This is a genomic window from Bacteroides sp. 4_1_36 (assembly GCF_003466325.1).
Classification (GTDB): domain Bacteria; phylum Bacteroidota; class Bacteroidia; order Bacteroidales; family Bacteroidaceae; genus Bacteroides; species Bacteroides uniformis.
Map to the genome: position 1 here is coordinate 101420 of NZ_QSOX01000013.1, position 23934 is coordinate 125353.

Consider the following 23934-nt stretch of genomic DNA (forward strand, 5'->3'; position numbering starts at 1 on the left):
TAATACTTAGCACATAAAGCACTGATTATCAACAATGACATATTATAAAAGTCTTAATCCGGCCTCTTCCGGTCTAAATGCCTCTTATGCACTCCACAATATCCTGTTTTTCGCCTGCATTTATCTTCTTTCGGATGGAAGTCTTACGCACGTAGATGGTTGCACTTGTCTGTTGGGTGACCACACCGATTTCTTTCGTGGAGAAACCGGCACAGAGCAGACAGCATATCTGCACTTCCTTATCAGACAATACCTGTCCGAACTTTTCCATCATGCGGGAATAAAAGCCATCGTATAGTTTATCAATTACCGGATAAAGGTCTGCCCAGGCAAGAAGTCCTTCCACCGGAATCTCCTTATTGCCGATGCCCGAAATAAGTTTCAGCAACGCCTGGTTCTGTGAGGTAGGCGTATTGGCAACAAGCCGTATGATACCCAGCTGCTGAAGAAGCAGCTTCTTGAAGAAAGCACCGCTATTCTCTTCCTGATTGTCCGATACCTTCTGGGCATCTTCCAGCAGGCGGGTCAGTGCATCAATACGTTCCTCGGCTTCGGCAAGGCGCTTCCGTCTGTTACGGATATAAAAGGTAAGGGAAACAAGTACCCCGACAAACACAACAACAACCAGCATCGAATACATCCGTGTCTTCTGCCGTTTGATTATCAACTCATAGTTCAACTGTTGAAGCTTGTTCCTGGTCACCAGCTGTTGCTCTATCACGCTATTCTGGTCCCTCATCTCATTCCTGACAGAATCAGCAAACCTACCGAAAGTGACAATGTCCAAAGGTGCCCCGGAAGTATAGTCCAGAATTGTTTTCAACTGTGCCAGCGCACTGCGTACAGAAAAGCCCTCGGCTCTCTTTTCTTCCTGCTTCAATTCATTGTTCCACGCCTGCTCCCAATAGTAACGGGCAGAATCCAACTGATGAAGGTTCAGGAAGTTTTCAGCAAAGATTACCTGCAGAATGGGATAGTTGTCGGTCATAGGCATCAGCCGTCTAACCCGGTGAAGCAGTTCATTGGACTTGGTATATTCATGGCTGTTGGCAAGAAAAGCGGCATAATTCCTCAGATAGTGACAGGCCGAAGCTGTATCGGCTGCCGCCAATGCCATGTCAATACTCTGTTCCAGGTAATCCGAAGAAGAAGGGTGGTTGGCAAGCGCCATATTGAGTCCCAGGTCATAGAGTATGGAGCAATGTTCCCGGACAGATAGCTTATCAGCATATTGCAATATCTTTTCCATCAACTCTATCGCCTGGGAGTGGTCATTTCTCAGATAAGCTATCTCTGCCTTTCCCCGATAAAAAAGAAGAAGCCAGAAGGTGTCTTTCCGGGCTATGGCATAGTCCAAGCCATTCTCAATCGCTTCATCCATGCGTTCCTCCTGCTTCATCCATTTATAATAGGAGGCTTCAAGCAGGTAGCCATCAAGCATACGGGAAGAGTCTTTCCGCTCACGATAGTAGTGTATCGCTTCAGGAAGCAGCGAATCTTCCGCCAATGACATACCCATACGGTAGCGGGCCTGCGCACAGTTCCAAACGAACTGCATCCACTCCGCTTCTGAAAACCCGACATCCTTTTCTATGGAATTAAGCAACTTCAGCGCACTGTCCGGACGGCTCTGCAACAAAGAGTCGGTCTGCGCCAAAAGTTTTTTGTTGCCATGACAGTCATTACAGCCTACAAAGCACATAATGCCTAAAAGCATAATACAGATGTATAGTATGTTTCTCATCTTCTCCATTGTATATATTTGCAGTGAGTAAAGTTGAGAAAAAAAACGGCAGACTCCAAACTATATATACTGTAAATAATAACTCCCTTAAATAAAAAGCCTTGTAACCCACAGGCAAGAACAACAAAGGGACGCTGCATCACGCGGCGTCCCTTCTATTTTAGTTAGTTTTTATAAGATTTTGAGAGAATTGAAACTTCACAGCCTCAAGTTGTTTTAATAAAGCACACTAACTATTATTATGTTTAAAGCAAATGAAAATGTTATTTTAAAAGCAAATGAAAATATCTATTCCTTGATTTCCAGCTCCTTGTTCACCCGGCGCAGGCTGTCCATCACCTGCTTCTCATGAGACACGGGCACATCTCCCGAAAGAGCTACCGACGGTGCGGAAATCTGTTTACCGATAGTATCGGTTGCGGCTACTTCCTCTACATCCGAAAAGAATGAATGCTGCATCACATTTCCCAGCGAAAGAACCACTGCCACTACTGCGGCGGCTTTGAACAGCGGCATGAAGCGTGCGGCCAGTGTCAGGCGCTTTGCCTTGACCACCGGAACTTCCACTTCGGCAAGCACCCGGGCATCAAAATCCTCACCCAGATGCACTTCCTGCTGAAGCTGCTGATATACGAACAAATCCTTGTAGCGAAGCAAGTGCTTGGGCACATCGCTTCCGCTAAAGAAAGCACGCAATTCAGCCTCATCTTCCAAAGAAGTTTCGCACTGCCAGTAGCGCTCCAGGAGTTGTTCTATATATTTAGAGTCCATAACCTTCTATATCAATAAACGTTTGTTTCACTTTTTGCCGCGCCCTGAAGAGGTTCACTTTTACCTGCTCCTCGGTCAAGTTCAGGACTGCTGCTATTTCTTTATAGCTTTTACCTTCCACATCCCTAAGCTGCATAATCAGCCGCTGCTTTTCGGGAAGTCTGTTCATCAGCCGGTGTATCAACGCCATCCGTTCCTTGTTCACCAGCTTCTCGTAAGGGCCCGATGCATCGGAGGCCTGCTCCATTTCGGGGGTCAGCTCCACGGTACGGGAGTCTTTTCGCTCGCTACGGTCTATCGCCAGATTTCTTGCCACTGTCAGGCAATAGGCCTCAATAGAACCAAACTGCGACCACTCGTCACGCTTGTTCCAAACCCTTATCAGCGTTTCCTGCACGACATCCTCTGCCTCTGCCCTATCAAACGTAATTCTCAAGGCTAACCGAAAAAGCTTATCCTTCAGCGGGAGAATGTCATTGCGAAAGCTGAGTTCTTGCATCTCTAATAAATTGACGGTTAAGTATTCAGAAAGTTACAGCCTATTGCCGTTTTTTTTGAATTATTTTCGGATACGGGTTCCACTGTTCCCGTTGATGGCTGATGCTAAAGTGATTACGACTTCGGACACACCCGCATTCAACGCCTCGAAAGAGTTCTCCAATTTTGGAATCATGCCACCTTGAATCACACCATCTGCCACATATTGCTTGAATTCCTCCGGCGTTATCTGTGGAATCACGCTATCATCGTCGTTCTCGTCACGCAGCACCCCTTTCTTCTCAAAGCAGAATACCAAAGTAACATCGAACAAGCCCGCCAAAGCCTTGGCGGTCTCTCCGGCAATGGTGTCGGCATTCGTATTCAGCATGTGCCCGTCTCCATCGTGTGTCAACGGAGCCATCACGGGAACCACACCCTTATGAATGAGGTCTGCCAAGAAAGCATCATTCACCTGCTTCACATCGCCCACAAACCCATAATCCACCTCCTTCACGGGACGCTTTACCGAACGGATTACATCCATATCGGCTCCCGTCAAGCCCAGTGCATTGACACCACGCGCCTGCAAGCCGGCAACGATATTCTTATTCACCAGTCCGCCATACACCATGGTCACCACCTTCAGCGTTTCGGTATCAGTGATGCGGCGGCCATTCACCATTTTACTTTCAATACCCAGTTGGGCAGCGAGCTTCGTGGCCGAGCGTCCGCCTCCGTGTACCAAGACCTTGTAGCCTTCGATGGCTGCAAAGTCATCCAATAACTTATAGAGGGTGGCTTCCTCTTCTACAATCTTGCCACCCACCTTTATTACAGTCAGTTTCTCCATTTTATTCCAAATAAGTATATCCGTACAGTCCGGAACGGTAATTAGACAAGAATTCCTTCCCTTCTTCCACAGAGATACGCCCTTCCTTGACGGACTGCGTCACCCAAGTTTCCAGCGTACGTACCAGTTTTTTAGGATTATATTGCACGTAGTCCAACACCTCAGCCACCGTCTCGCCGTCAATCAGTTGGTCGATGGTGTAGCCTTTGGAATTGACAGACACATGCACGGCATTCGTATCACCAAACAGATTGTGCATATCTCCCAGAATCTCTTGATAAGCTCCGACCAGAAAAACCGCCAGATAGTAGTGTTCCTTGTCGCGCAACGAGTGCAGCGGCAGGGTGGTCGTATCGGCACGCGAGCTGACGAAATTGGCAATTTTGCCGTCCGAGTCGCAAGTCATATCCTGCAAGGTAGCCTCGCGGTCGGGTCTTTCATCCAGCCGTTGTATGGGCATGATGGGGAACATCTGGTCGATAGCCCAGGAATCGGGCAATGACTGGAACAGCGAGAAGTTACAGAAATACTTGTCGGCAAGCAGCTTGCTCAACTTGCGGAATTCCTCGGGGCAGTGCTTCATGCCGCTGGCAATGGAGTTGATTTCGCGGCAGATACTCCAGTAGAGTTTCTCTATTTGTGCACGCGTATTCAGGTCGACGATGCCATGGCTGAAAAGGTCGAGTGCCTCTTCGCGTATCTGCTGCGCATCGTGCCAAGGTTCCAGCATACTGCGCTGGCTCAGATTATCCCAGATGTCATACAGTTCCTTCACCAGTTCGTGAGCATCCTCTCCCGGTTCCCAGTCGTCGTCCATTTCGGGCAGGGAAGCCGTTTCCAGCACTTCGAAGATAAGCACGGAGTGATGGGCAGTCAGGCTGCGTCCCGTCTCGGTAATGATATTGGGATGAGGGAACCCGTGTTTGTCGGCAACATCAACGAAAGTCGACACCACATCGTTGACATATTCCTGGATGGAATAGTTGACGGAGCTTTCGCTACTTGAAGAGCGTGTACCGTCATAATCAACTCCCATACCGCCACCAGTATCCACGAATTCGATGTTGAAGCCCATCTTGTTCAGCTGCACAAAGAATTGCGAAGCTTCACGCAAAGCATTCTTGATGCGGCGTATCTTGGTTATCTGACTGCCGATATGGAAATGTATCAGCTTCAGACAGTCCTTCATATCTTTTTTCTCCAAGAAGTCCAGCGCTTCGAGCAGTTCACTGGATGTCAGTCCGAACTTGCTGGCATCTCCTCCACTTTCTTCCCATTTGCCACTTCCACTGGAAGCCAATTTAATGCGAATGCCGATATTAGGTTTCACCTTCAATTGCTTCGCCATCTTGGCAATAAGATTCAACTCATTAAGTTTCTCTACAACAAGAAAAATGCGTTTGCCCATTTTCTGTGCCAACAGTGCCAGTTCAATGAAGCTCTCGTCCTTATATCCGTTACAAACCACGAGGGAACCCGGGTCTGTATTGACCCCTATCACAGCATGCAACTCCGGCTTTGAACCCGCTTCCAGCCCCAGATTGAACTTCTTCCCATGGTTAATCATCTCTTCTACCACGGGACGCATCTGATTCACTTTAATGGGATAGATAATAAAGTTCTCTCCTTTATACCCGTACTCGTCGGCTGCCTGTCTGAAGCAGCAGGACACCTTCTCGATGCGGTTGTCCAGAATATCGGGAAAACGCACCAATACCGGAGCCGCTACATCGCGCAACTGCAACTCGTCCACCAACTCTTTTAAATCGACGGCAACCCCATCCTTACGCGGTGTCACCACAACATGACCTTTGTCATTGATACCAAAGTACGAAGTGCCCCAACCAGTTACGTTGTACAGCTCTTCTGAATCTTCAATACGCCATTTTCTCATCAGTACATTTACTATTAGACTATTTACAATTTACTATTTTCCCACTATAGTGTGTCTTATAAAGGGGGCGACAAAAATACACATAAATCTAATATATCCAGCTCCTCGGACTGAAAAATACACATTTACAAGGGATTAAAGTCCTAAAAGTTGGCGTAACCGTTGCACGGATTCGCTAATCTGGCTGCGGCTTTCCAGATAACCGGCATCAAAGCGATAACGGGCCTGCGAGTAGAAAGGCTCACGCTTATCCAGCGCCTCCACAATGAAGGTGCGCAAATCTTCGTCCGTCTTGCCTTGCAGGATGGGGCGTTGCTGCTTCGCCACCCGGAGCCGGCGGAACAGAATATCGGGGTGTACATCCAGAAACACCGTCTGCCCGCAACCGTTCATATACTCCATATTGTCAAAAAAACAAGGAGTACCGCCACCGGTAGAGACCACGACATCCTCAAATTCCCCTACTTCATGCAGCATGTTTCGCTCCAATTCACGAAAAGAGGCTTCTCCCCGCTCGGTGAACAATTCACGGATTGATTTGTGAAAACGTTCTTCGATGTACCAGTCCAAATCAATGAACGGCACATTCATTTCGCGGGCAAAAGCCTTTCCTAAAGTAGTTTTACCGGCTCCCATGTAGCCGGTCAAGAAAATACGTATCATATCTGCTACGAGTTACAGGTTTCCTGCAAAGGTAGCAATTCCAAGCTGAAAACGCCTCTGTATCAGAGAAAAATTTTGATACGCTTGCTTAAATCTTCGAATTCCTTTTCTCCCGGTTCACCGGTGGGTGTACCGAAGGGCATCTGTGCAATCATCATCCAGTCGTCGGGCAGGTTCCAGGTGCGACGTACCTCGTCGTCAATCAAGGGGTTATAATGTTGCAGGGAGGCTCCCAACCCCATATCTTCCAGCATAGTCCAGATGGCAAACTGGTGCATGGCGGAGGTATGCTGCGACCAAGTGGGGAAATTATCCTTATAGGAAGGGAATGCTTCCTGCAGCTTTTTGACTACAGAAGTGTCCTCAAAGTAGAGCACAGTACCGTGTCCGCTGGCAAAGCAGCCGTCAATCTTGGCTTCCGTCTTGGCAAAAGCCTCGGCGGAGATGCGCGCTTTCAGGGTTTCCTTCACGATGTTCCACAATTTCTTATGTTCGTCGCCCAGCAGCAATACAATTCTCGTAGACTGTGAATTGAAAGCTGACGGCACATTCTTTACAGCTTCACGAATAACGTGCACTATCTCTTCATCCAGTACCGGCGAATCGCTGCCGATAGAATAATAGCTACGGCGATGCGCCATGGCTTCTGCAAATGTCCTCTTCATTTTTTGTCCTTTCTTTTTTTAGTTATGCTTATAAAAAAGCCATGTTACCATACAAAGAAACATATGAAAGAGTTAAGTTGTTCGGATTTTCTTTTTTACCTTTGTCCGCAGTTATGAAGAAAGAAAAATACTACGTCGTATGGGCAGGAGTCAATCCGGGTATCTACACTTCCTGGACGGACTGCCAACTACAGACCAAAGGTTACGAAGGAGCGAAATACAAGTCGTTCGAATCACGCGAGGAAGCGGAAAAAGCCTTTGCCTCTTCGCCGTACGCGTACATCAAACGGTCGGCTCCCTCTCCTGCCAAGACTACTCCCGGCACCGACGCTCCCCTCCCCACCGCCGTCGCGGAAAACAGCCTTGCCGTAGACGCGGCTTGCAGCGGAAACCCCGGTGCCATGGAGTACCGGGGAGTACACGTCGCCAGCCGTCAGGAAATCTTCCACTTCGGGCCGATGTACGGAACCAACAATATCGGCGAGTTCCTTGCCATTGTCCACGGACTTGCCTTGTTGAAACAGAAAGGTTTCGACATGCCCATCTACAGTGACAGCGTGAACGCCATCAACTGGATAAAACAGAAAAAATGCAAGACCAAACTGCCGCGTGACGCCAAGACCGAAGAGCTTTTCCGCCTGATAGAACGTGCGGAAAAGTGGTTGCGCGAAAACACCTACACCACCCGCATCCTGAAATGGGAGACAAAACAATGGGGAGAGATTCCGGCCGACTTCGGAAGGAAGTAAAAAAACGCGGGCACCCCGGATTCTTCATCCGGTTGTGCCCGCGTCAAGAAAATGATGCGGCCGAGCTTATGAATGAATAGCCGCCATCATGTTTTATTTGCTATACGATGCCTTCACGAAAGGAGCATCAAGCAAGTAGTCAAGACTCTGCTTCACACTCTCTTCTACGGGGCAGCTGTATTTCTCAATCTCAGCTACGATGTGGCGCACGCCAGCAGTATCCGTATTCTTGAAGATAGCATCATAACCTACCATACCACTCTGCCCAATCTCGCGGTGATCCTTGATATGGAGCATGGTGAAGCGTCCGGGATACTTGTTGAAGTAATCCACCGGGCTGTTCTGGCCGCGCACTACCCAGTAAACGTCCATCTGGAAGAATACATATTCGGGATTGGTGTGTTGCAGCATGTAGTCCAGCATCAGCTCCTTGTCTTCCACTTTCTGGAATTCATGGGCATGATTGTGGTAACCGTATTTCAAACCGGCAGCCTGGCAGCGCTTGCCCACTTCATTGTAATAGTCGCAGTAGGTCTGCAAGTCTTTCAATGTCTTGGGAACGGAGAGATACGGAGTCACGATATACTCCATACCGGCCTCCTTATGGGCAGCAATGCACTGATCCCACCATTTCAAGGCTTCCGTAAAGTCGCCCGAAGCCAGTTCCTCGTCCGACAACCCGTGGGTAGTGTGCGAAGAAAGCACGGTCATACCGCTCTTTTCCACCATCTGTTTGAACTCCTGGGGAGTCTTGCCGTAGAACTTACCGTCATTGTAGTTGGCGGCCTCCACACTGGTATAGCCCATATCAGCCAAATCCTTCAGAATCTGGTCGAGGTTACTGCCGTCCTTCACCAAGTCTCTTACAGAGTAGAGCTGGATGGCTACTTCCTTTTTCGTCGTTTCCGGCGCCGTTTCCGTGCTGTGGCTGCTGCAGCTTGTGGCCATCATGGATAAGCACAGTGCTGACAAAATCATCATATGTTTGATTCTCATAGTACTATCTTTTTAGAAGGAATTAGTCGAGAACCTTTACACGGATGTTGCGGTACCAAACATCGTCGCCATGATCCTGCACACCGATAAAGCCTTCGTGGTTTTCGCCGCCACAGTTGTTCAACAGTTCGAAAGCCAAGGGCCACTTCTCTTCGCTGAACTTGCTTGCCTGCAACATTTCAGTCCATTGCTTAGTCCACAAGTGATATTCCAGTACGTTTTCATCGTTCTGTCCGTGAACTACAGTACCTTTGTATACCATAATCTTTGCCTTGTTCCATTCGCCGAAAGGTTTGGCGTTCTGCGGAACAGCCGGTATCATGTCGTACAAGGAAGCAGCCTGACGGTTGTTGTCCTTACCCAGTTTGGCATCCGGATGATTGGCGTTATCCAGCACCTGGAACTCGGGAGCAGAGATATAGATGGGTTCCAACACTTCGTTGCCGTCCTTGTCCTTTGAAGTAACTTCCTGAGCCAGATAGAAGATACCGGAGTTACCACCTTTGGAAATCTTCCATTCCAGTTCCAGCTCAAAGTTCTTGAACTTATGGGCGAAAATCAAGTCACCGCCCTCACCGGTCTGTCCTTCGCCGGTACCGGTTCCACAGAATTTGAGGCAACCATCCTCAATAATCCATCTGGAAGGCACTTTGTCCTTACCGTATCCACGCCATCCGTCCAGGCTCTTTCCATCAAAGATAGTGATATAACCGTCCGCATCAATCGGCAGGTTCAAGCTGTCCGTTTCAGGCGCTTTCAGAGACTTGGAATAAGACACCGCAGTAGTAGTAGGAGCTGCAGCTTCCTCCGTAGCGTTCGATTTCTTTGCACCGCCACCGCAAGAGGCGAGCATACCTCCGATAAGGCAACAAGCCAAAGAATAATATATTTTCTTCATAATCTGAAAAATTAAATGATTAGTATTCGTTTATGAGCATCGGAACCTGGTTCCGATACTCTTTTTAATGTTTATCTGGGCATATCGGGCAACTTCCAGCCTTCACGGTAGTTATGCTTGATGAGCTCTTCTGCAAAAGCCTTGGCATTTACCGGATCTGTCCATGTCTTGTCGAAGCTCGGATGGCCGTTGTGTATCTTGAAGCCGTCCTTGATGACTGTACGCAATGTCTCGTCGTCGCCGATATTGGTGAAGCGCATGTTGGCTCCGTCCCATTCCAGTGTCTTGTTCAGGCCCTGCAGACGGATGGCCAATACACCCATTGCCACCATTTCGTTCATCGGTCCCGCTTCGGAGAAATCAGACTTAGGCATCACGCGGCTGGAAGGACTTTCCTTACAAGCACGTACCCAATCCATCTCATGACCGCCATTCATAGCCTTCGGCACACGGCGGCAAACCTTCGGTGCATTGGGCACGCGGCCAGAAAGTAACCACGGGTTCTGTCCGTAGCAACCGCAAATCAGCGTATCCTTCGTTCCGTGGAAGATAGTCAGACCGCCACCGCTCTGCATCAGTTGCTTTCCTTCGGGGAAGCCTTTCGGACGGTCGGGCATCATGCCACCATCATACCAGTGAACTTCCACTTCGGGCATAGCCACCTTCGGCATATTCTCACGTGCGGGGAAAGTCAGCTTCACATGCTGTGCTTGCGGAGCGCAGGCATTGAGCAACAATGTAGATGAACCTTCTACCTTGGTAGGATACAGCAACTTCAAAGCTCTGAACGGCTGGTGCAGGATGTGGCAAGCCATATCGCCCAAAGCACCCGTACCATAATCCCACCATCCGCGCCAGTTCCAGGGATGATAGATTTCGTTATATGGATTCATCTTGGCAGGACCGGTAAACAAATCCCAGTTCAGGGTTTTGGGAATGCGGTCTTCCTTTTCGGGAACATTCAATCCTTGCGGCCAGATGGGACGGTCGGTAGCACATTCCACCTTCGTCACGTCACCGATTTCGCCGTTCCATATCCACTCGCATACCAAGTCGGTACCCTCGTCCGAAGAACCCTGGTTACCCATCTGGGTAACTACTCCCGTAGAAGCGGCCAGGCGGGTAAGCAGACGGGACTCATATACGGAGTGCGTCAACGGTTTCTGGCAATATACATGTTTGCCCATCGTCATGGCATCAGCAGTAATGATGGCATGTGTATGGTCGGCAGTAGCGATGATAACGGCATCGATGTCCTTACCCATCTCATCGTACATCTTACGATAGTCCCAATACTTCTTCGCATTGGGAAGCTCATCGAACACACCTTTCGCGTAGCGCCAGTCTACGTCACAAAGCGCCACGATATTTTCCGTAGCCTTCACATGGTTGATGTTGGTGTGTCCCATACCGCCGATACCTACGGCAGCAATGTTCAAACGGTCACTGGGAGGCACGTGTCCGTGGCTCTTACCCAAAATGCTGCTTGGAGCAATGGTAAGACCCGCCAAAGCTAAACCTCCGGTCTTAAGAAATTCTCTTCTTGTAAATTTCGACATGGTTCTTTAGATTTTAAAATCGGTTAATATAATGAGTTTTAAAACAATCCTTAATTACAGTAGGCATCAGACTACCGTTTTCTTCGGACGGAGCAGTCCGTAACCTTCTTTCATATGCCTCCGGCGCTCCTTGATTTCCTCCAGCGTCTGCAAGTCGCCTATGCCGGGCAGGTCGTGGCGGCGCGCATCCTCCAGGAAGGTCCATCCGTATTGGGAAGCAATGGCCGAGTCTCGCATCTGCGGCAATCTCGGATCGCGTTTCCCGCTCTCGATGGAGTCTGCCATAATGTTGCAGAGCTTGTCCAGGTTCTTTCCGCCAAACGGTTTCTCCAGGCGAAGCGTACGGTTCACGCCGTGAAGTTCCACTACGGCAGTCCGGAAATCATGCGTCATGCGCACGATACCTTTTGTACCGATAATGTCCGTATATGCATTATGAGTCTGGTTTCTGGAGAGTTGTCCGTAGACGAAGCCTTGTGTGACATCGAAGGCGATGCCGTTCTCGAACGTACCGTGGCACTGTACCCACCAAGGGTCCTTGTAGTCCCACATCCGCATGCCTTGGGCATGCCAGGTCTTGTATTCACTGTCGGCATACCAGCGGGCGATGTCTATGTAGTGCATGCCGCAGTCGTGGTAGGCGGGACCCTCATATTCGTGTCCCTCGCCCGGCGCCAATCCCGGAGTCATGTGGCAGATGCGCAAGATAGCCAGTTCACCAATCTCGCCTTCATCGATAAACTGCTTCATAGCCTGGTGATACCAGGAGTTCCGCAGATAAAGGTTGACAGCGGCAATGCGATCATACTTTTCAATCAGGTCCACAATTTCCCATTCCTTATCAATGGTATCGGCAATGGGTTTCTCCGTCAGGATATGCTTATTGCTCCGGACAGCTTTCTCTATTTGTTCTTTTCTGGAATTTGCCAATGCAAAAAGACCAACAGCTTCTACACTCTGGTCATCAAAGATTTCTTGTTCATCGGATATGATTCTGGATGAAGGGGAAAGGTTTCTTGCCAATTCTCGGGAGGCCGGATCGGTATCGCAGATATATGCGATGTCCCATCGACCGCTTTTCTGCATTTCCTCCCAATACATTTGCCCCATTCTGCCGAACCCTATCAAACCAACTTTTATTTTCATGGTAGGCGAATATTAAATATTTACAGTTATAGTATTATCGGGGTCGATTGAATTACATGATTAAGAGTACTTGGACTGATAGTCATAGTAGCTGTCGTCGTAGACGTTGGATATAATTTTTTCATGATATTTGCAATGTTTATGTATGTGTTCTTTGCAAAAATAGGATAATTAGTGATAGAATGGAAGCAAGCAGATATTAAAAAAGCGTAAAAGACAAAAGAACGCCCTTTATTCATCATCGCCTAACAGCCGTGAAACACTCTGCCGGCAGCCGTCAACACCCACCTGCATCATAGATTCTGCGTAAGAAATATAGAAGAGAAAGAAGAATTAATAGGCTGTTTGCAGGAAATTAACTTCCTATTTAGTCATAACAGCCTAGCACAAGCGGGTGGAAGCAAAGTACGCAGAATTTTATTTCTATGAGAGAGACTGCATATCATTCAGTCTCTTATAATAGCCGTTCTTCTCGAGAAGTTCCTCGTGCTTACCACGTTCCACGATTTCACCTTCATAGAGTACACAAATCTCATCCGCATTCTTGATGGTGGAAAGGCGGTGGGCGATGGCAATCGTGGTACGGGTCTTCATTAGCCGTTCCAGAGCCTCCTGCACCAGTCGTTCGCTTTCGGTATCGAGTGCTGAAGTGGCCTCATCGAGTATCAGGATAGGCGGATTCTTCAAGATGGCACGGGCAATACTGATACGCTGGCGCTGTCCGCCGGAAAGCTTGCCGCCACGGTCGCCAATGTTGGTCTGATAACCGAGTTCGGTCTCCATGATGAAGTCGTGGGCATTGGCAATCTTTGCCGCTTCGATCACCTGCTCCATAGTTGCATTTTCCACACCGAAGGCAATGTTGTTGAAGAAGGTGTCATTGAACAGGATGGCCTCCTGGTTCACGTTTCCTATCAACGCACGCAGGTCGTGGATGCGAAAATTCTTAATATTCACACCGTCAATTGTAATCTCACCTAACTGCACATCGTGATAGCGCGGCAGCAAATCCACCAATGTAGATTTGCCGGAGCCGGACTGGCCGACAAGTGCAATGGTTTGTCCTTTGGGCACCATCAGATTGACGTGCTTCAACACTTCGCGCTTGCCGTCGTAACTGAAGGAGAGGTCCTTAAATTCAATCCGGTCATTCATCCCGTGCAGCGGCAACGGGTTTACCGGTTCCTTAATGGGGTTCTCGGCTTTCAGTATTTTGTCCACACGTTCCATGGATGCCAGACCCTTTGGAATGTTGTATCCTGCCTTTGCAAAGTCTTTCAACGGATTGATGATACTGTACAGAATCACCATATAGAAGATGAACGTTGATGCTTCCATGGAAGTGCCGTCGCCCAGAATAAGCAGACCACCGAACCACAGTACCAATACAATGAGCAGCGTACCGAGGAATTCACTCATCGGATGTGCCAACGACTGACGGATGGCTACCTTGTTGGTTGCATCACGCAGCTCGTCGCTGCATTGCTTAAAACGGTCCACCATCTTGTCTTCTGCTATAAAAGCCTTGATTATACGCAGTCCGCCAAGCGTCTCTTCCAGTTGCGACATGGTATCACTCCATTTCCCTTGGGCTTCCAACGACTTACGCTTCAGTTTCTTGCCGACTTTTCCCATCAGCCAGCCCATACCCGGCAATACCAGGACAGTAAACAGAGTCAGCTGCCAGCTGGTTACAATCAGAGTGGAAAAATAAAGCAGAATCAGGATAGGATTCTTGAGCAGCATATCCAGTGAGCTGGTAATGGAGTTTTCAATTTCGCCTACGTCACCACTCATACGTGCAATGATGTCCCCTTTCCTTTCTTCAGAGAAAAAGCCGAGCGGCAAGTGCATCACTTTGGAATAAACCATCACGCGGATATCGCGTACCACTCCCGTACGAAGGGGAATCATAATGGCGGAAGAACCGAAATAGCAGGAAGTCTTCAGCATGGTCATGAAAGCAAGGAAAAGCCCCATGAACAGCAATGTCATCTGTGGCCCGTGTGTCTCAATCATCTGAGTGACGTAATAATAGAAATTGTTCACCGCCACTTCCTTCAAGCTACCGCTTCCCCACTCCATGAAGTGATACACTTGGGTGTTCTCCCCCGTCTTGAAAAGGATATTGAGAATAGGAATGAGCAGTGTGAATGAAAAGACATTGAATATAGCGGACAGCACATTGAGCACGATTGCCCAACCGATATATCTCTTGTAAGGCGACACAAAGCGCCGCATCAGTTGTAGGAATTCCTTCATTGCTTGTAGTTAAGTGAATTATGAGGTCGCAAAGATACAAGAAAACGAGGGAATGGAAAAGGGTTTCAGGTTATTTCTGCCTAAATGCCCACATTCTCTACTTTCTTTTGTGTCCTTGCATACTTCTCCAGCACCATGTACACTCATACATTGTCATCTTAATAATAGCCGGCTCATTTATTTTCCATCTTTACTCCTAACTTCCACACAATTTTCTTCAAACTTCAATATGCCCAAGCAATTATATGAGTAAATAATGAAAAAGATGTACCTTTGCACCCGACTTAACTGAGAACTTTGTTCACCACATGAGAAAAGCTATTATCACAACCCTATCTGTCCTAATCGTACTTCTGTCCATTGCTTGCAATACCCGAGTGAACTATAATAAGTACCTGATTGCAATTGACTCGCTCATCGTTCAGCAACCGGACACTGCCCTATCTATGCTCGAAGCATTCCCGACAAACAGCCTGCAGACCCAAGCTGACAGTGCTTATTATGGCCTATTAATGACAGAAGCAAGAGATAAGAACTACATTATCCAAACCAATGATTCCCTGATACAATCGGCCCTGACCTACTACAACGGCACAAACGACATAGAAAAGCGGGCAAGGGCCCATTACTATTCCGGCTGCGTCTACCGGGATTCACAGAGAAGAACAGAATCTATGACTCAATACCTCATAGCAAAGCCCTTGGCTGAAAAAGCAGGAGAAAGACGTCTATTAAGTCTTATCTACCTGAATATAGGTTATCTATACTATTCACAAAACCTAAATACACAAGCCGATTCCAGCTATCAATTGGCACAACAAATAGGTATTCAGCTAAAGGACTCTGTTCTTCAAGCAGAAGTTCTGTCACGACGAGGACTCATCCGAATGGAAAAAGGAGAGGAATTCTATCCCGAAGCCGAAAAAATGATGTTGAAGGCACTCGCTATCGTCCAAAAACAGTCCAACATACAATTAAAAGAAAATGTGTTCTCCTCACTATGCCAACTATACAACTGGATGGAAAACGGAGAGAAAGCTATAGAATTCGCCAAACAGAATCTTGGCGTACAGAAAGACCGCACAACATGCTACAAAGCTTTCGAACTACTTGGAAGCGCATATTACCTAATATTGCAATATGATTCTGCCCGCTACTACCTACAAAAATCCCTTTTCACAACAGACTATGCCACCAAAGCCGGGGCTTACATGTATCTGGCAGACATAGCCAAAGAGCAAGGAGACTTAGCTACTTCCTTAGAGATGGAACGCAACTACTCTGCCTATTTGGACAGCATGCAGAAGTCCAGACAGCCCGATGCCATTGTCTGCGCAGAACAAGGGATGCCAAGCAACAAGCAAAACATAATCAGCAAACACACCCATTACTCTATCATAAGTATATCAATAATCACATTAACCCTCATTGTAGCTGTAATCATCCTATCCTATAAGAAAAGAAAGCAAAAGCCCAATAACCGAACCGAAAAAGAAATGCTGTATAAGGCAGGACTTGTTCTATTCGAACAATCTGAGGTATACAACAAGATGACTCTAATCATCCGCTCTCATAAAGAAAAGGCAGAATCAGAAATAATGCATCAAGGTGACTGGCTACAACTAATTGCAGAAACCAACAAATGTTGGAATAATATTGCCCGGGAACTACAATCAAAATATCACCTGACAGAAGACGAAATCTACTTATGTTGTCTGTACCTGACAAACCTCCCGATAAGCCACTTTTGCCATATATTGAGCTGCGAACGGGATACTATTTACAAAAAGGCAGACCGCATATTAGAAAACAAAATGGGCTTTGCACACAAAGAGATATCTCTTAAGGAAGCTTTAAAAAAGAATCTCCAATCATCTAGCCAATCATAACAATCATTAGCAAGTACAACAATTATACAATATTATACGCCATTATACACCGAAATTATACAATATTATACACTTATCCTGCCGTATTAAACCGACCTTTGCGGCATCAATAATCAAAAAAGTGTATAATGATGAAAAAACTATTGTCTATCTTAATTGCGACATTCTTTTTAAGCAATATTGTGACATACGCACAAAAAGAGAACAATCCTTTTACAGAAATTGCCCTAACCCAAGCAAAAAGAAAAGATCCGATTAGTAAAGGAGATACCCCTATATCTCGTAGTATCATTCAAACCGCCAACGCCTACTTATATAATAACACAGTATGTGTCGACTTCAACGAGGTATTACCTAACGTCACCATAACCCTCATCAATGAATCAACTAGTAAACTCATTCATTCAGAAGCATACAATGAACCCACAAACATTGACATCACTTTGGATGAAGGATACAGTAGTGGTAACTATTTGATTAAAATAGAGTCTGATGAAGTTCTTTTATATGGTTATTTCTCATTATAACAATCATACAACAAACAATACATTATTTAAAAAGATAGAGAGCCATGAAAAAGTTATTCCTATTTATGAGTTGGGTAATGCTTATATTATCCGGTTGTGCCGATGAAGATATCATCGAACGTAATTCCCCGTCATTTCCACAAAGTGTAAATACCCGATCTGCAGGAGATGGTGTATATGATATTTTAGGGTACGGCTATGATATAACTGGGCCATATTTAGATACTAAGTCCAGTCGTGCAATAGTATTTGATACTAATAAACTATTAGAAAAAGGACTGATTACCCCCTACAAACTAGAAGAATCTCGGTTCCGTTACTCTTCAGGGAAAGATGTCATTGATTTTACCACCAACATGTCATCTTCATTACAAATGAGCACCCCCGGCATCCTAAAAGTCATAGGTGGCGCCTCTTTAAATATAGCATTCGGAGGTAATTCTCATTATAATTCTGACTACTCTTTTGCATACTGTACTCAGCAATATATAGATAGCAGGTATCGAATTTCAGAAGCTGACATTAATGTTTTAAAGACATGTCTCACAAAACAGTTTATTGAAAGACTCTCTACATATACACCAGAACAAATTGTTGAAGAGTATGGAACTCATGTGTTAAAGGATATATATTTAGGAGCAAAATTCGAAGTGTATTATATGGCTAAATCAACCTCATCATCAAAAAAAGAAAGTATAAACGCTGGGTTAGGCGCTTCACTCTTTAGCCTTTTCAAGATGGATGGAAAATTCCAATATGATGAATCTTTAGCTATAACTAATAAAGAGCAGTCCTTATATTATTTCACAATAGGAGGTGACCCCGCCGTAGGAGTGCAAGGTTCTTTAAATCCAGAAAATTCACCATCAATAGATATAGGTAAATGGATGGCATCAGTAAAATCTTCCACACCGAAATTTATTGATGTCGACAATAATTCACAATCATTTATCCCCATTTATGAATTAGTTACAGACCCCACAAAAAAGCAAACTCTCAAAGCATATATAGACAACTACATAAAGAGTAAAGAAGTATGTTCTATAAGCCTATATCCATCAACTACTGGTACACGTCAAGTCAGCGGACTAGGACATATTAATCAAGGGGCAGGAGTTGCTATCGGTGATATTGATAAAAATGGAAGGCCTGATATGATATTGATGGGAATAGATAATCCTAAAGGAAAGAATAATTTTTGGTATAAAGTCTTATATGATATTGATGAAAATGGATACTATTCAAAAGAATCATCTATTCTTTCAATTTCTGCTGAGGGTTGGGAAAATTCTGGAGGTGATATCGCCCTCTGTGATTTGAATAATAATGGAATATTAGATATGGTTCTTTTATGCACAGACAAGCCCACTACAGCAGGTCGTGCCTACCGATGGTATTACGTAGCTTATGACCTCAAACCTGATGGCCACTATAACTCATTATCTTCGCTAAATACATTAGATGAACTCGGATTTTTTTACGATGGAGCAGGTATTGATATATGTGACATAAATAAAAATGGAACTCCTGATTTATTAATGATGGTCTATGATGCCCCAGAAGGAGAAAATTCATTTCGATATCAAATTGCTTTCGACCTACAATCAAATGGCAACTATTTGAGTCTATCACCCGTATATGAAGTTCCAGGATTAGGTCATGATGGAGATGGAGCAGGAGTTGCAGTTGGTGATATTGACAATAATGGTACATTGGATATCCTATTTATGGCATTAGATGCTCCCTCTGGTAAAGATAAATTCGTATATGAAATACTACCTGATATAGATAAGTATGGTAACTCTTATGCAAAACCTATATATACCCCTCGTTTCCCTGACTCTTTATCACCGTGTGACACTGGACAAGGAGCAGCATGTAGTCTTTATGATTTAGACAATAATGGTTTCTTAGATGCCATTTTTGTTGCTATTGAAAATATTAAAGGGAAAAGTAACTCATGGAAATATGTAACAGGACATAATTTGAATAAACAAGGTGTACCAATGTGTTGGAGATAACTTAATACCCAATTATTGTATATGAGTTTATATTACCCACTCTCTGCATGCAATTTATTCAAAAGCATTGAAGTATGTCAGGTCTATATATTATGTTTATATCAATATAAATTAAAACAACATGAAAAAGATTTTAGTTTTATTCGCATTACTGATGACCGGCGTTATGGGCATCCACGCGCAAGAAGGACTCAAATGGGGAGCGATGGCAGGTATGAATTCCAGCAAGTTCTCCACCGATGGTTTTGACAGCAAGGTAGGTTTCCATGTCGGCATCAAGGCCGAGAAAGACTTGCCCCAGATAGCCCAAGGTGTTTATCTCGACATGGCTGCACTGCTGTCCTTAAAAGGTACACAAATAAATGGGAATGATGCATCTCTGAAATTCAATCCCTACTATTTAGAAATACCTATACACATGGGCTACAAATATGCCATCAATGACAATTTTGCCATCTTTGGCAATTTCGGTCCTTACTTTGCAGTCGGTCTCTTCGGTAAAATGAAGGCAACGGGATATTTGATTGATGAAGTGGAAGGATTGACAAGCATTCATGATTCTGCCAAAGTATTCGGAAGCAATGCCATGAAACGTTTCGACTTTGGTCTCGGACTCAAAGCAGGAGTCGAATTCTTTCAAAAATATCAAGTCTCTATCGGATATGACTGGGGATTACTGGACAATATAGAAGATAGCGGAAACAAAAACCGCAACTTGATGCTCTCCGTGGGGTATTTCTTCTAAGATTTAATAGTGTGGAAAAGGGCACGAAAACCCTCTCCACACTTTTTATTGCCGATATACAAGAAACAAACTGTTCAACATAGAAATAAAATCACTACTTACGAAAACAGAGACAACCACTGAGCCGAATCTATAAAAATATGGCATTTTGAAGTAATTCTTTCCATGGATATTCCACTTCATCATTACAAAGCACCACCATTTTCTCTGAATTATCTCCTAAAAGAGCACCATATTTACCTAAAGTCCCTTTACTGGTAATCTGATGCTTGCAACGAGCTATCAGAAACAAGTCCATATACCCCTTATCAGAACCGTTTATATCAACAATCTTACAATTACCTTCCGTAAGATAAAGTTGCGGAATAAGTTCATCCCTCACCCAATCCGGCTCATCTGAAAAGAAATAGAAGAAAGAAGACATATCCCTATCCTGCATATAAGTCACTGCCGACTTGAAATACTCCAATGAAGCAGGTTTGCCGTAAGCCGGAATTTCTACTTTCAAGTCCCCACGCCTTACGTGAACAGCTACGGAACAAGGACGTGAATCAATCTCTGAATACAGCAATTTATTCTGTGCATCCAGCACCTCGGGCATTACTCTAAAAAGCGACCGGAATACCGGAAGCCAAATATCAGCCGGAACATGATAATAACCACCTAAATAGACCGGAGGCTTCTTTTGTAGAAAAGAGAAGTCATCCTGCCTGCCATAAGTATTATTACCCAAATTAAAATATTTCTTCTTATAGACAGACAAAGCCAGTTTAGAAGCGGACTTCACTTTTAAGTAAGGAAAAGCCTTCAACAAATCGAAGTTACGTACAAACTGGTAATTCATATCTGTTCCCCACTCTTCATAGAAAGACAAATCATAGAGCACTTTATGTCCTCCATTTTCAAAAATTCTACCCAGCAGATATTGGTGCATCTGAGAACAAACTCCGCCATCCATAAGTACTATCACTTGAGGGGCTATCAGTCTATGTTTTACAGCCTTTCTATACAGGCTTTTCTTCCACCTTTCTATGATTTTCATTTCTCTATAATTTATTTTTCCAATTATAATAATACAGTCTCCAATATCCCAACAACGATGATAACCTATAAGTAGTAACTATCTTCTTCTCACGGCGTGACAGTAATTTCCAAAATTCCGGATAATCCCCAAGCCCTATCATCAACCGATTCATTTCTTTATTAACATCCTTTACCTTTTTCCAATGGAGCCGCGCTTGAGTATTCTTTATATGGAACAAAGCTAATTCTCTTGCAAATTCCTCATGCAATCCGTTCCGTTCTATATAGTCATCAAACCAGCGCACATAAACATTGAAATCAAGATATGCTCTCTCTCCCAAATCGTGAGATACCGAAGAGGAATAAACATAATAATCAAGAATCGGAGTATTTATAGAAACAACTTTTCCCGAACGAACTAAAATCTGCGTAGACAAAGCAACATCTTCTCCAAACGAGATGCCGAGCCTTTCAATCCCCTCATCATATAAAGAACGTAAATGAAACTTGGTCCACATAGCCCAATATGCCCTTGAACAGAGGATACATTTTAAATATTCAATCCCGGACATTTGTTCAAACTCCATGCTGTCCGATTCCTTTCTTCCTCCATCTTCACAAAAAAAGAAAGGAGCAACAACAACATCGGCTTGAGTCTCCTCAGCACGGTTCACCAAACATCCTATCGCATTGCTCATCAAAACATCATCACAATCCAAATACTGTATATATTTCCCCCGTGCCCGATTCACACCTATTCTTCTCGCTTCGGATGTTCCTCCATTCTGTTTGTTTATAACAATAATACGACAATCCAACTTTACATAATTTTCTATAATGACTGGAGTATTATCCATACTTCCATCATTGACCACGATGATTTCTATATTCTTGTAGGATTGGGACATAGCACTTTGAAGGCATCTCTCTAAATATTTCTCACCATTATAGACACAAATTATAATAGAGACTAAGGGAGAAAGGGTATCGTTCATCATATTTACAATTACATTCTACAAGCCCAACAAAGTACAGAAACTTGATGCAAAGTTATCAATACCATACTTTTCCTCTATTGCAATGGAATCGATGTTTTTGGAGAGCATTTTTCTAACGTTTTCATCCCGCAACATTTCTATCTTTTCTGCTAATTCCGCAATATTTCCTTTCTGGTAAAGGAGCCCATTCACTCCATCCTCAATGCGTTCCGGATTTGCCCCCACATCAGAAAGGATTAATGGCAACCCGCATTTCTGAGCTTCTACAGCAACCCTACCAAAAGTTTCAAAAGTGGAACAAACCAACACAACGTCAGCCAAAGCATAATAAGAAACCACCTGTTGCGTGTAAGAGACAATTTTTACATTGTTATCCAGACCATTATCTTGAATATATTTTTGGCATTTGAGCATAAAGCCAACATCCGGGCCAACCAGATAACAAAGAATATCCTTCCCTTCAGCCACTATTCTCTTTACCGCCTGCAAAAGTTCCATCTGTCCCTTATTAGAGTCAAAAGCGCCGACCAACAAGATAGTATACCGCGTATGTCTATCACATTTCACATCCACTCCAACCGTTATCGGCAATTCTACAGCTTGGGTGATGCTGCTTATTTTTGCGCTTGTCATCACCTTTTGATAATGAAACTCTGCATATCTGGAAGTTACCAATATCTTATTTGATAATTTATCAATCGCTCTAAAGATAAAACGAAATTCAAAAATAGGATTAAGATTCAGCCAAGTCACATCAGGTATCTCATGGATAAACCAACAGTGCTTTATCCCTAACATCTTACATGATATTGCCAAATGAGGAAAAACCACAGTATTTGTCATTCCATAGTCCGGCTTTATCCTTCTCAAGTAACGGGTTAATTTAATGGAATACTTCAATAGTTTACGAATATAAGAAAGCTTCTCTCTCGTGCCGATATCCATGTCCTTACCTACAAGCCACCATTCCATTTGTAGGAACCTATAGCCATCAAGATAAGGGGAGCAGGCATCAAGCAAATCTCCCGGACCAGGAAGAACCATATAGAGTTGCCAATCAGGGTGAATACGCTTAAGCCCCCGCAATAAATCTAATAAACATCTTTGTGCTCCTCCGGCACAATCACTAACATGTGATAAAAAAACCAATTTCATAGCAACCACAATTAGCTTACAAGATATTTGTACACATATTTAATACAGTGCTGTAAATGTTTCCATGAATAAGGGTAAGCTAAAAAGTCCTTCAGCACCACCTTCGCCTCAGGATATCCCACTTTCAATAACTTACGCAAAAAGACACTGAAGGTATATTCTTCCTGCTTCCTCATTTCTTTTTCTCCCAATTCAAATCCCTCTATTTTCATTGGAAGCATCTTATTCCACTTCAATTTGTGCATTTTAATCGTATCTTGATACCAACTTTGATTAAAATTCCCTTGTGAAGAATGCTCTATCAAAACCTCAGAAGAACAACATACATAATTTTTATAACAACGATCCGCAGCTATTTGCAATGTAAAATCCAAGTCATAACAATGGAAACCCGTCAACAATTCCTCATCAAAAGGATATTTAGCCCATACATCCTTACGCACAAACATGGCAAAGCCATCCAATACCAGCACTTCCTTAAAAGGATGCTCCATAGTAACCGATGCTACACGAAATTGGGTTTCAGTTCCAACGCTCTGATAATAGAATATAACATCCCACTTATACACATCTCCCCATCCCGAATAGCATTTCAATTTCACCTTACTACCGGCAAAACCTATCACCCCACAATCCGGTTCCTTAAGTTTCTTCTCAATGCACTTTCCCCAGCCTACCGAATGAAACTTTACATCCTCATGGACAAAAAACAGAAAGGGATAATGTGCCCGAGAAGCTCCCTCATTATACGCACGCGCTATCGGCCATTGTTTTTCACGATTATCAATAGCAATGATTTCATAATCAACACCAATAGTATCATGAATATTCCGGGTTACTTGCTCCAAACGTTCGGGAGATACCGAACAAATTATGATTGAAAGCATAATCTGATGCTA

21 protein-coding genes are annotated in these 23934 nt (G+C 44.5%); 5 read left to right on the forward strand and 16 right to left on the reverse strand.

Translation table 11 applies throughout. The features are described from left to right. Positions 1 to 73 precede the first annotated feature (73 nt). The 7 genes from DXD65_RS13385 to DXD65_RS13415 all read right to left on the reverse strand — a co-directional run bounded on the left by DXD65_RS13385 (position 74) and on the right by DXD65_RS13415 (position 7067). A complete protein-coding gene (locus DXD65_RS13385) occupies positions 74 to 1744 on the reverse strand; it encodes a LuxR C-terminal-related transcriptional regulator (RefSeq protein WP_009037383.1) in 1671 nt (556 codons plus the stop codon). A 288-nt stretch (positions 1745 to 2032) separates the two neighbouring features. Continuing rightward, on the reverse strand, positions 2033 to 2515 hold the full coding sequence (locus tag DXD65_RS13390) for a hypothetical protein (RefSeq protein ID WP_009037384.1): 483 nt from the start codon (positions 2513 to 2515) through the stop codon (positions 2033 to 2035). Further along, the gene (locus DXD65_RS13395; protein ID WP_009037385.1) at positions 2505 to 3014 is read right to left on the reverse strand and encodes an RNA polymerase sigma factor; all 510 of its coding nucleotides are present in this window, start codon (positions 3012 to 3014) and stop codon (positions 2505 to 2507) included. Before DXD65_RS13395 ends, DXD65_RS13390 begins: the two co-directional genes overlap by 11 nt. Before the next feature lie 60 nt (positions 3015 to 3074). Further along, complete coding sequence (gene argB, locus DXD65_RS13400; protein ID WP_005825877.1) at positions 3075 to 3845, reverse strand: acetylglutamate kinase; 771 nt, start codon at positions 3843 to 3845, stop codon at positions 3075 to 3077. 1 nt (position 3846) lies between these two features. Next, positions 3847 to 5739 carry a biosynthetic arginine decarboxylase gene (gene speA / locus DXD65_RS13405; protein WP_005825878.1) on the reverse strand — a complete coding sequence of 631 codons (1893 nt, stop codon included), beginning with the start codon at positions 5737 to 5739 and terminating at the stop codon, positions 3847 to 3849. 135 nt (positions 5740 to 5874) lie between these two features. Continuing rightward, entirely contained in the window at positions 5875 to 6402 is a 528-nt protein-coding gene (locus DXD65_RS13410; RefSeq protein WP_005825881.1) for a shikimate kinase, read from the reverse strand. Between the two features lie 62 nt (positions 6403 to 6464). Beyond that, a complete protein-coding gene (locus tag DXD65_RS13415; protein ID WP_025834349.1) occupies positions 6465 to 7067 on the reverse strand; it encodes a nitroreductase family protein in 603 nt (200 codons plus the stop codon). A gap of 113 nt (positions 7068 to 7180) precedes the next feature. Here DXD65_RS13415 and DXD65_RS13420 point away from each other — a divergent pair, with 113 nt between their 5' ends. After that, positions 7181 to 7816, forward strand: a complete 636-nt coding sequence (locus DXD65_RS13420) for a viroplasmin family protein (protein ID WP_117887726.1) — start codon at positions 7181 to 7183, stop codon at positions 7814 to 7816. A gap of 93 nt (positions 7817 to 7909) precedes the next feature. Here DXD65_RS13420 and DXD65_RS13425 read toward each other — a convergent pair whose 3' ends face one another. From DXD65_RS13425 to DXD65_RS13445, 5 genes are all read right to left on the reverse strand, one after another. Continuing rightward, positions 7910 to 8812, reverse strand: coding sequence for a sugar phosphate isomerase/epimerase family protein (locus tag DXD65_RS13425; protein WP_005825894.1), 903 nt, complete (start codon positions 8810 to 8812; stop codon positions 7910 to 7912). 22 nt (positions 8813 to 8834) lie between these two features. Beyond that, positions 8835 to 9710 (reverse strand): DUF1080 domain-containing protein, encoded by an 876-nt coding sequence (locus DXD65_RS13430; RefSeq protein ID WP_005825897.1) that lies wholly within the window; start codon positions 9708 to 9710, stop codon positions 8835 to 8837. Between the two features lie 71 nt (positions 9711 to 9781). After that, the gene (locus DXD65_RS13435) at positions 9782 to 11269 is read right to left on the reverse strand and encodes a Gfo/Idh/MocA family protein (RefSeq protein WP_005825899.1); all 1488 of its coding nucleotides are present in this window, start codon (positions 11267 to 11269) and stop codon (positions 9782 to 9784) included. Positions 11270 to 11335: 66 nt separating this feature from the next. After that, complete coding sequence (locus DXD65_RS13440; RefSeq protein ID WP_009037388.1) at positions 11336 to 12415, reverse strand: Gfo/Idh/MocA family protein; 1080 nt, start codon at positions 12413 to 12415, stop codon at positions 11336 to 11338. A 423-nt stretch (positions 12416 to 12838) separates the two neighbouring features. Further along, positions 12839 to 14677: an ABC transporter ATP-binding protein gene (locus DXD65_RS13445; RefSeq protein ID WP_009037389.1), complete on the reverse strand. Its 1839-nt coding sequence runs from the start codon at positions 14675 to 14677 to the stop codon at positions 12839 to 12841. Positions 14678 to 14985: 308 nt separating this feature from the next. On the opposite strand from DXD65_RS13445, the gene DXD65_RS13450 reads away from it, so the two are divergent. The 4 genes from DXD65_RS13450 to DXD65_RS13465 all read left to right on the forward strand — a co-directional run bounded on the left by DXD65_RS13450 (position 14986) and on the right by DXD65_RS13465 (position 19859). Further along, the gene (locus DXD65_RS13450) at positions 14986 to 16566 is read left to right on the forward strand and encodes a tetratricopeptide repeat protein (protein ID WP_117887722.1); all 1581 of its coding nucleotides are present in this window, start codon (positions 14986 to 14988) and stop codon (positions 16564 to 16566) included. A 128-nt stretch (positions 16567 to 16694) separates the two neighbouring features. After that, on the forward strand, positions 16695 to 17093 hold the full coding sequence (locus DXD65_RS13455) for a DUF3244 domain-containing protein (RefSeq protein ID WP_005825909.1): 399 nt from the start codon (positions 16695 to 16697) through the stop codon (positions 17091 to 17093). 44 nt (positions 17094 to 17137) lie between these two features. Then, positions 17138 to 19114: an MAC/perforin domain-containing protein gene (locus tag DXD65_RS13460; RefSeq protein WP_022401847.1), complete on the forward strand. Its 1977-nt coding sequence runs from the start codon at positions 17138 to 17140 to the stop codon at positions 19112 to 19114. Between the two features lie 121 nt (positions 19115 to 19235). Then, entirely contained in the window at positions 19236 to 19859 is a 624-nt protein-coding gene (locus DXD65_RS13465) for a porin family protein (RefSeq protein WP_005825917.1), read from the forward strand. Between the two features lie 130 nt (positions 19860 to 19989). Here the strand turns inward: DXD65_RS13465 and DXD65_RS13470 are convergent, their stop codons facing one another. Genes DXD65_RS13470 through DXD65_RS13485 form a run of 4 tightly spaced genes read right to left on the reverse strand, consistent with a single transcriptional unit; the run spans position 19990 to position 23922 of the window. Beyond that, positions 19990 to 20901, reverse strand: a complete 912-nt coding sequence (locus tag DXD65_RS13470; protein WP_022401848.1) for an alpha-1,2-fucosyltransferase — start codon at positions 20899 to 20901, stop codon at positions 19990 to 19992. Positions 20902 to 20905: 4 nt separating this feature from the next. Then, entirely contained in the window at positions 20906 to 21880 is a 975-nt protein-coding gene (locus tag DXD65_RS13475) for a glycosyltransferase family 2 protein (protein WP_117713661.1), read from the reverse strand. A 15-nt stretch (positions 21881 to 21895) separates the two neighbouring features. Further along, on the reverse strand, positions 21896 to 23035 hold the full coding sequence (locus DXD65_RS13480) for a glycosyltransferase (protein ID WP_117887727.1): 1140 nt from the start codon (positions 23033 to 23035) through the stop codon (positions 21896 to 21898). Positions 23036 to 23046: 11 nt separating this feature from the next. After that, positions 23047 to 23922, reverse strand: coding sequence for a glycosyltransferase (locus DXD65_RS13485; RefSeq protein ID WP_035447682.1), 876 nt, complete (start codon positions 23920 to 23922; stop codon positions 23047 to 23049). Between the last annotated feature and the right edge of the window lie 12 nt (positions 23923 to 23934).

Coding starts and splice junctions, on each gene's coding strand:
- DXD65_RS13385 (WP_009037383.1), bottom strand. CDS start 1,744: ATGAGAAACATACTATACATCTGTATTATGCTTTTAGGCATTATGTGC.
- DXD65_RS13390 (WP_009037384.1), bottom strand. CDS start 2,515: ATGGACTCTAAATATATAGAACAACTCCTGGAGCGCTACTGGCAGTGC.
- DXD65_RS13395 (WP_009037385.1), bottom strand. CDS start 3,014: ATGCAAGAACTCAGCTTTCGCAATGACATTCTCCCGCTGAAGGATAAG.
- argB (WP_005825877.1), bottom strand. CDS start 3,845: ATGGAGAAACTGACTGTAATAAAGGTGGGTGGCAAGATTGTAGAAGAG.
- speA (WP_005825878.1), bottom strand. CDS start 5,739: ATGAGAAAATGGCGTATTGAAGATTCAGAAGAGCTGTACAACGTAACT.
- DXD65_RS13410 (WP_005825881.1), bottom strand. CDS start 6,402: ATGATACGTATTTTCTTGACCGGCTACATGGGAGCCGGTAAAACTACT.
- DXD65_RS13415 (WP_025834349.1), bottom strand. CDS start 7,067: ATGAAGAGGACATTTGCAGAAGCCATGGCGCATCGCCGTAGCTATTAT.
- DXD65_RS13420 (WP_117887726.1), top strand. CDS start 7,181: ATGAAGAAAGAAAAATACTACGTCGTATGGGCAGGAGTCAATCCGGGT.
- DXD65_RS13425 (WP_005825894.1), bottom strand. CDS start 8,812: ATGAGAATCAAACATATGATGATTTTGTCAGCACTGTGCTTATCCATG.
- DXD65_RS13430 (WP_005825897.1), bottom strand. CDS start 9,710: ATGAAGAAAATATATTATTCTTTGGCTTGTTGCCTTATCGGAGGTATG.
- DXD65_RS13435 (WP_005825899.1), bottom strand. CDS start 11,269: ATGTCGAAATTTACAAGAAGAGAATTTCTTAAGACCGGAGGTTTAGCT.
- DXD65_RS13440 (WP_009037388.1), bottom strand. CDS start 12,415: ATGAAAATAAAAGTTGGTTTGATAGGGTTCGGCAGAATGGGGCAAATG.
- DXD65_RS13445 (WP_009037389.1), bottom strand. CDS start 14,677: ATGAAGGAATTCCTACAACTGATGCGGCGCTTTGTGTCGCCTTACAAG.
- DXD65_RS13450 (WP_117887722.1), top strand. CDS start 14,986: ATGAGAAAAGCTATTATCACAACCCTATCTGTCCTAATCGTACTTCTG.
- DXD65_RS13455 (WP_005825909.1), top strand. CDS start 16,695: ATGATGAAAAAACTATTGTCTATCTTAATTGCGACATTCTTTTTAAGC.
- DXD65_RS13460 (WP_022401847.1), top strand. CDS start 17,138: ATGAAAAAGTTATTCCTATTTATGAGTTGGGTAATGCTTATATTATCC.
- DXD65_RS13465 (WP_005825917.1), top strand. CDS start 19,236: ATGAAAAAGATTTTAGTTTTATTCGCATTACTGATGACCGGCGTTATG.
- DXD65_RS13470 (WP_022401848.1), bottom strand. CDS start 20,901: ATGAAAATCATAGAAAGGTGGAAGAAAAGCCTGTATAGAAAGGCTGTA.
- DXD65_RS13475 (WP_117713661.1), bottom strand. CDS start 21,880: ATGATGAACGATACCCTTTCTCCCTTAGTCTCTATTATAATTTGTGTC.
- DXD65_RS13480 (WP_117887727.1), bottom strand. CDS start 23,035: ATGAAATTGGTTTTTTTATCACATGTTAGTGATTGTGCCGGAGGAGCA.
- DXD65_RS13485 (WP_035447682.1), bottom strand. CDS start 23,922: ATGCTTTCAATCATAATTTGTTCGGTATCTCCCGAACGTTTGGAGCAA.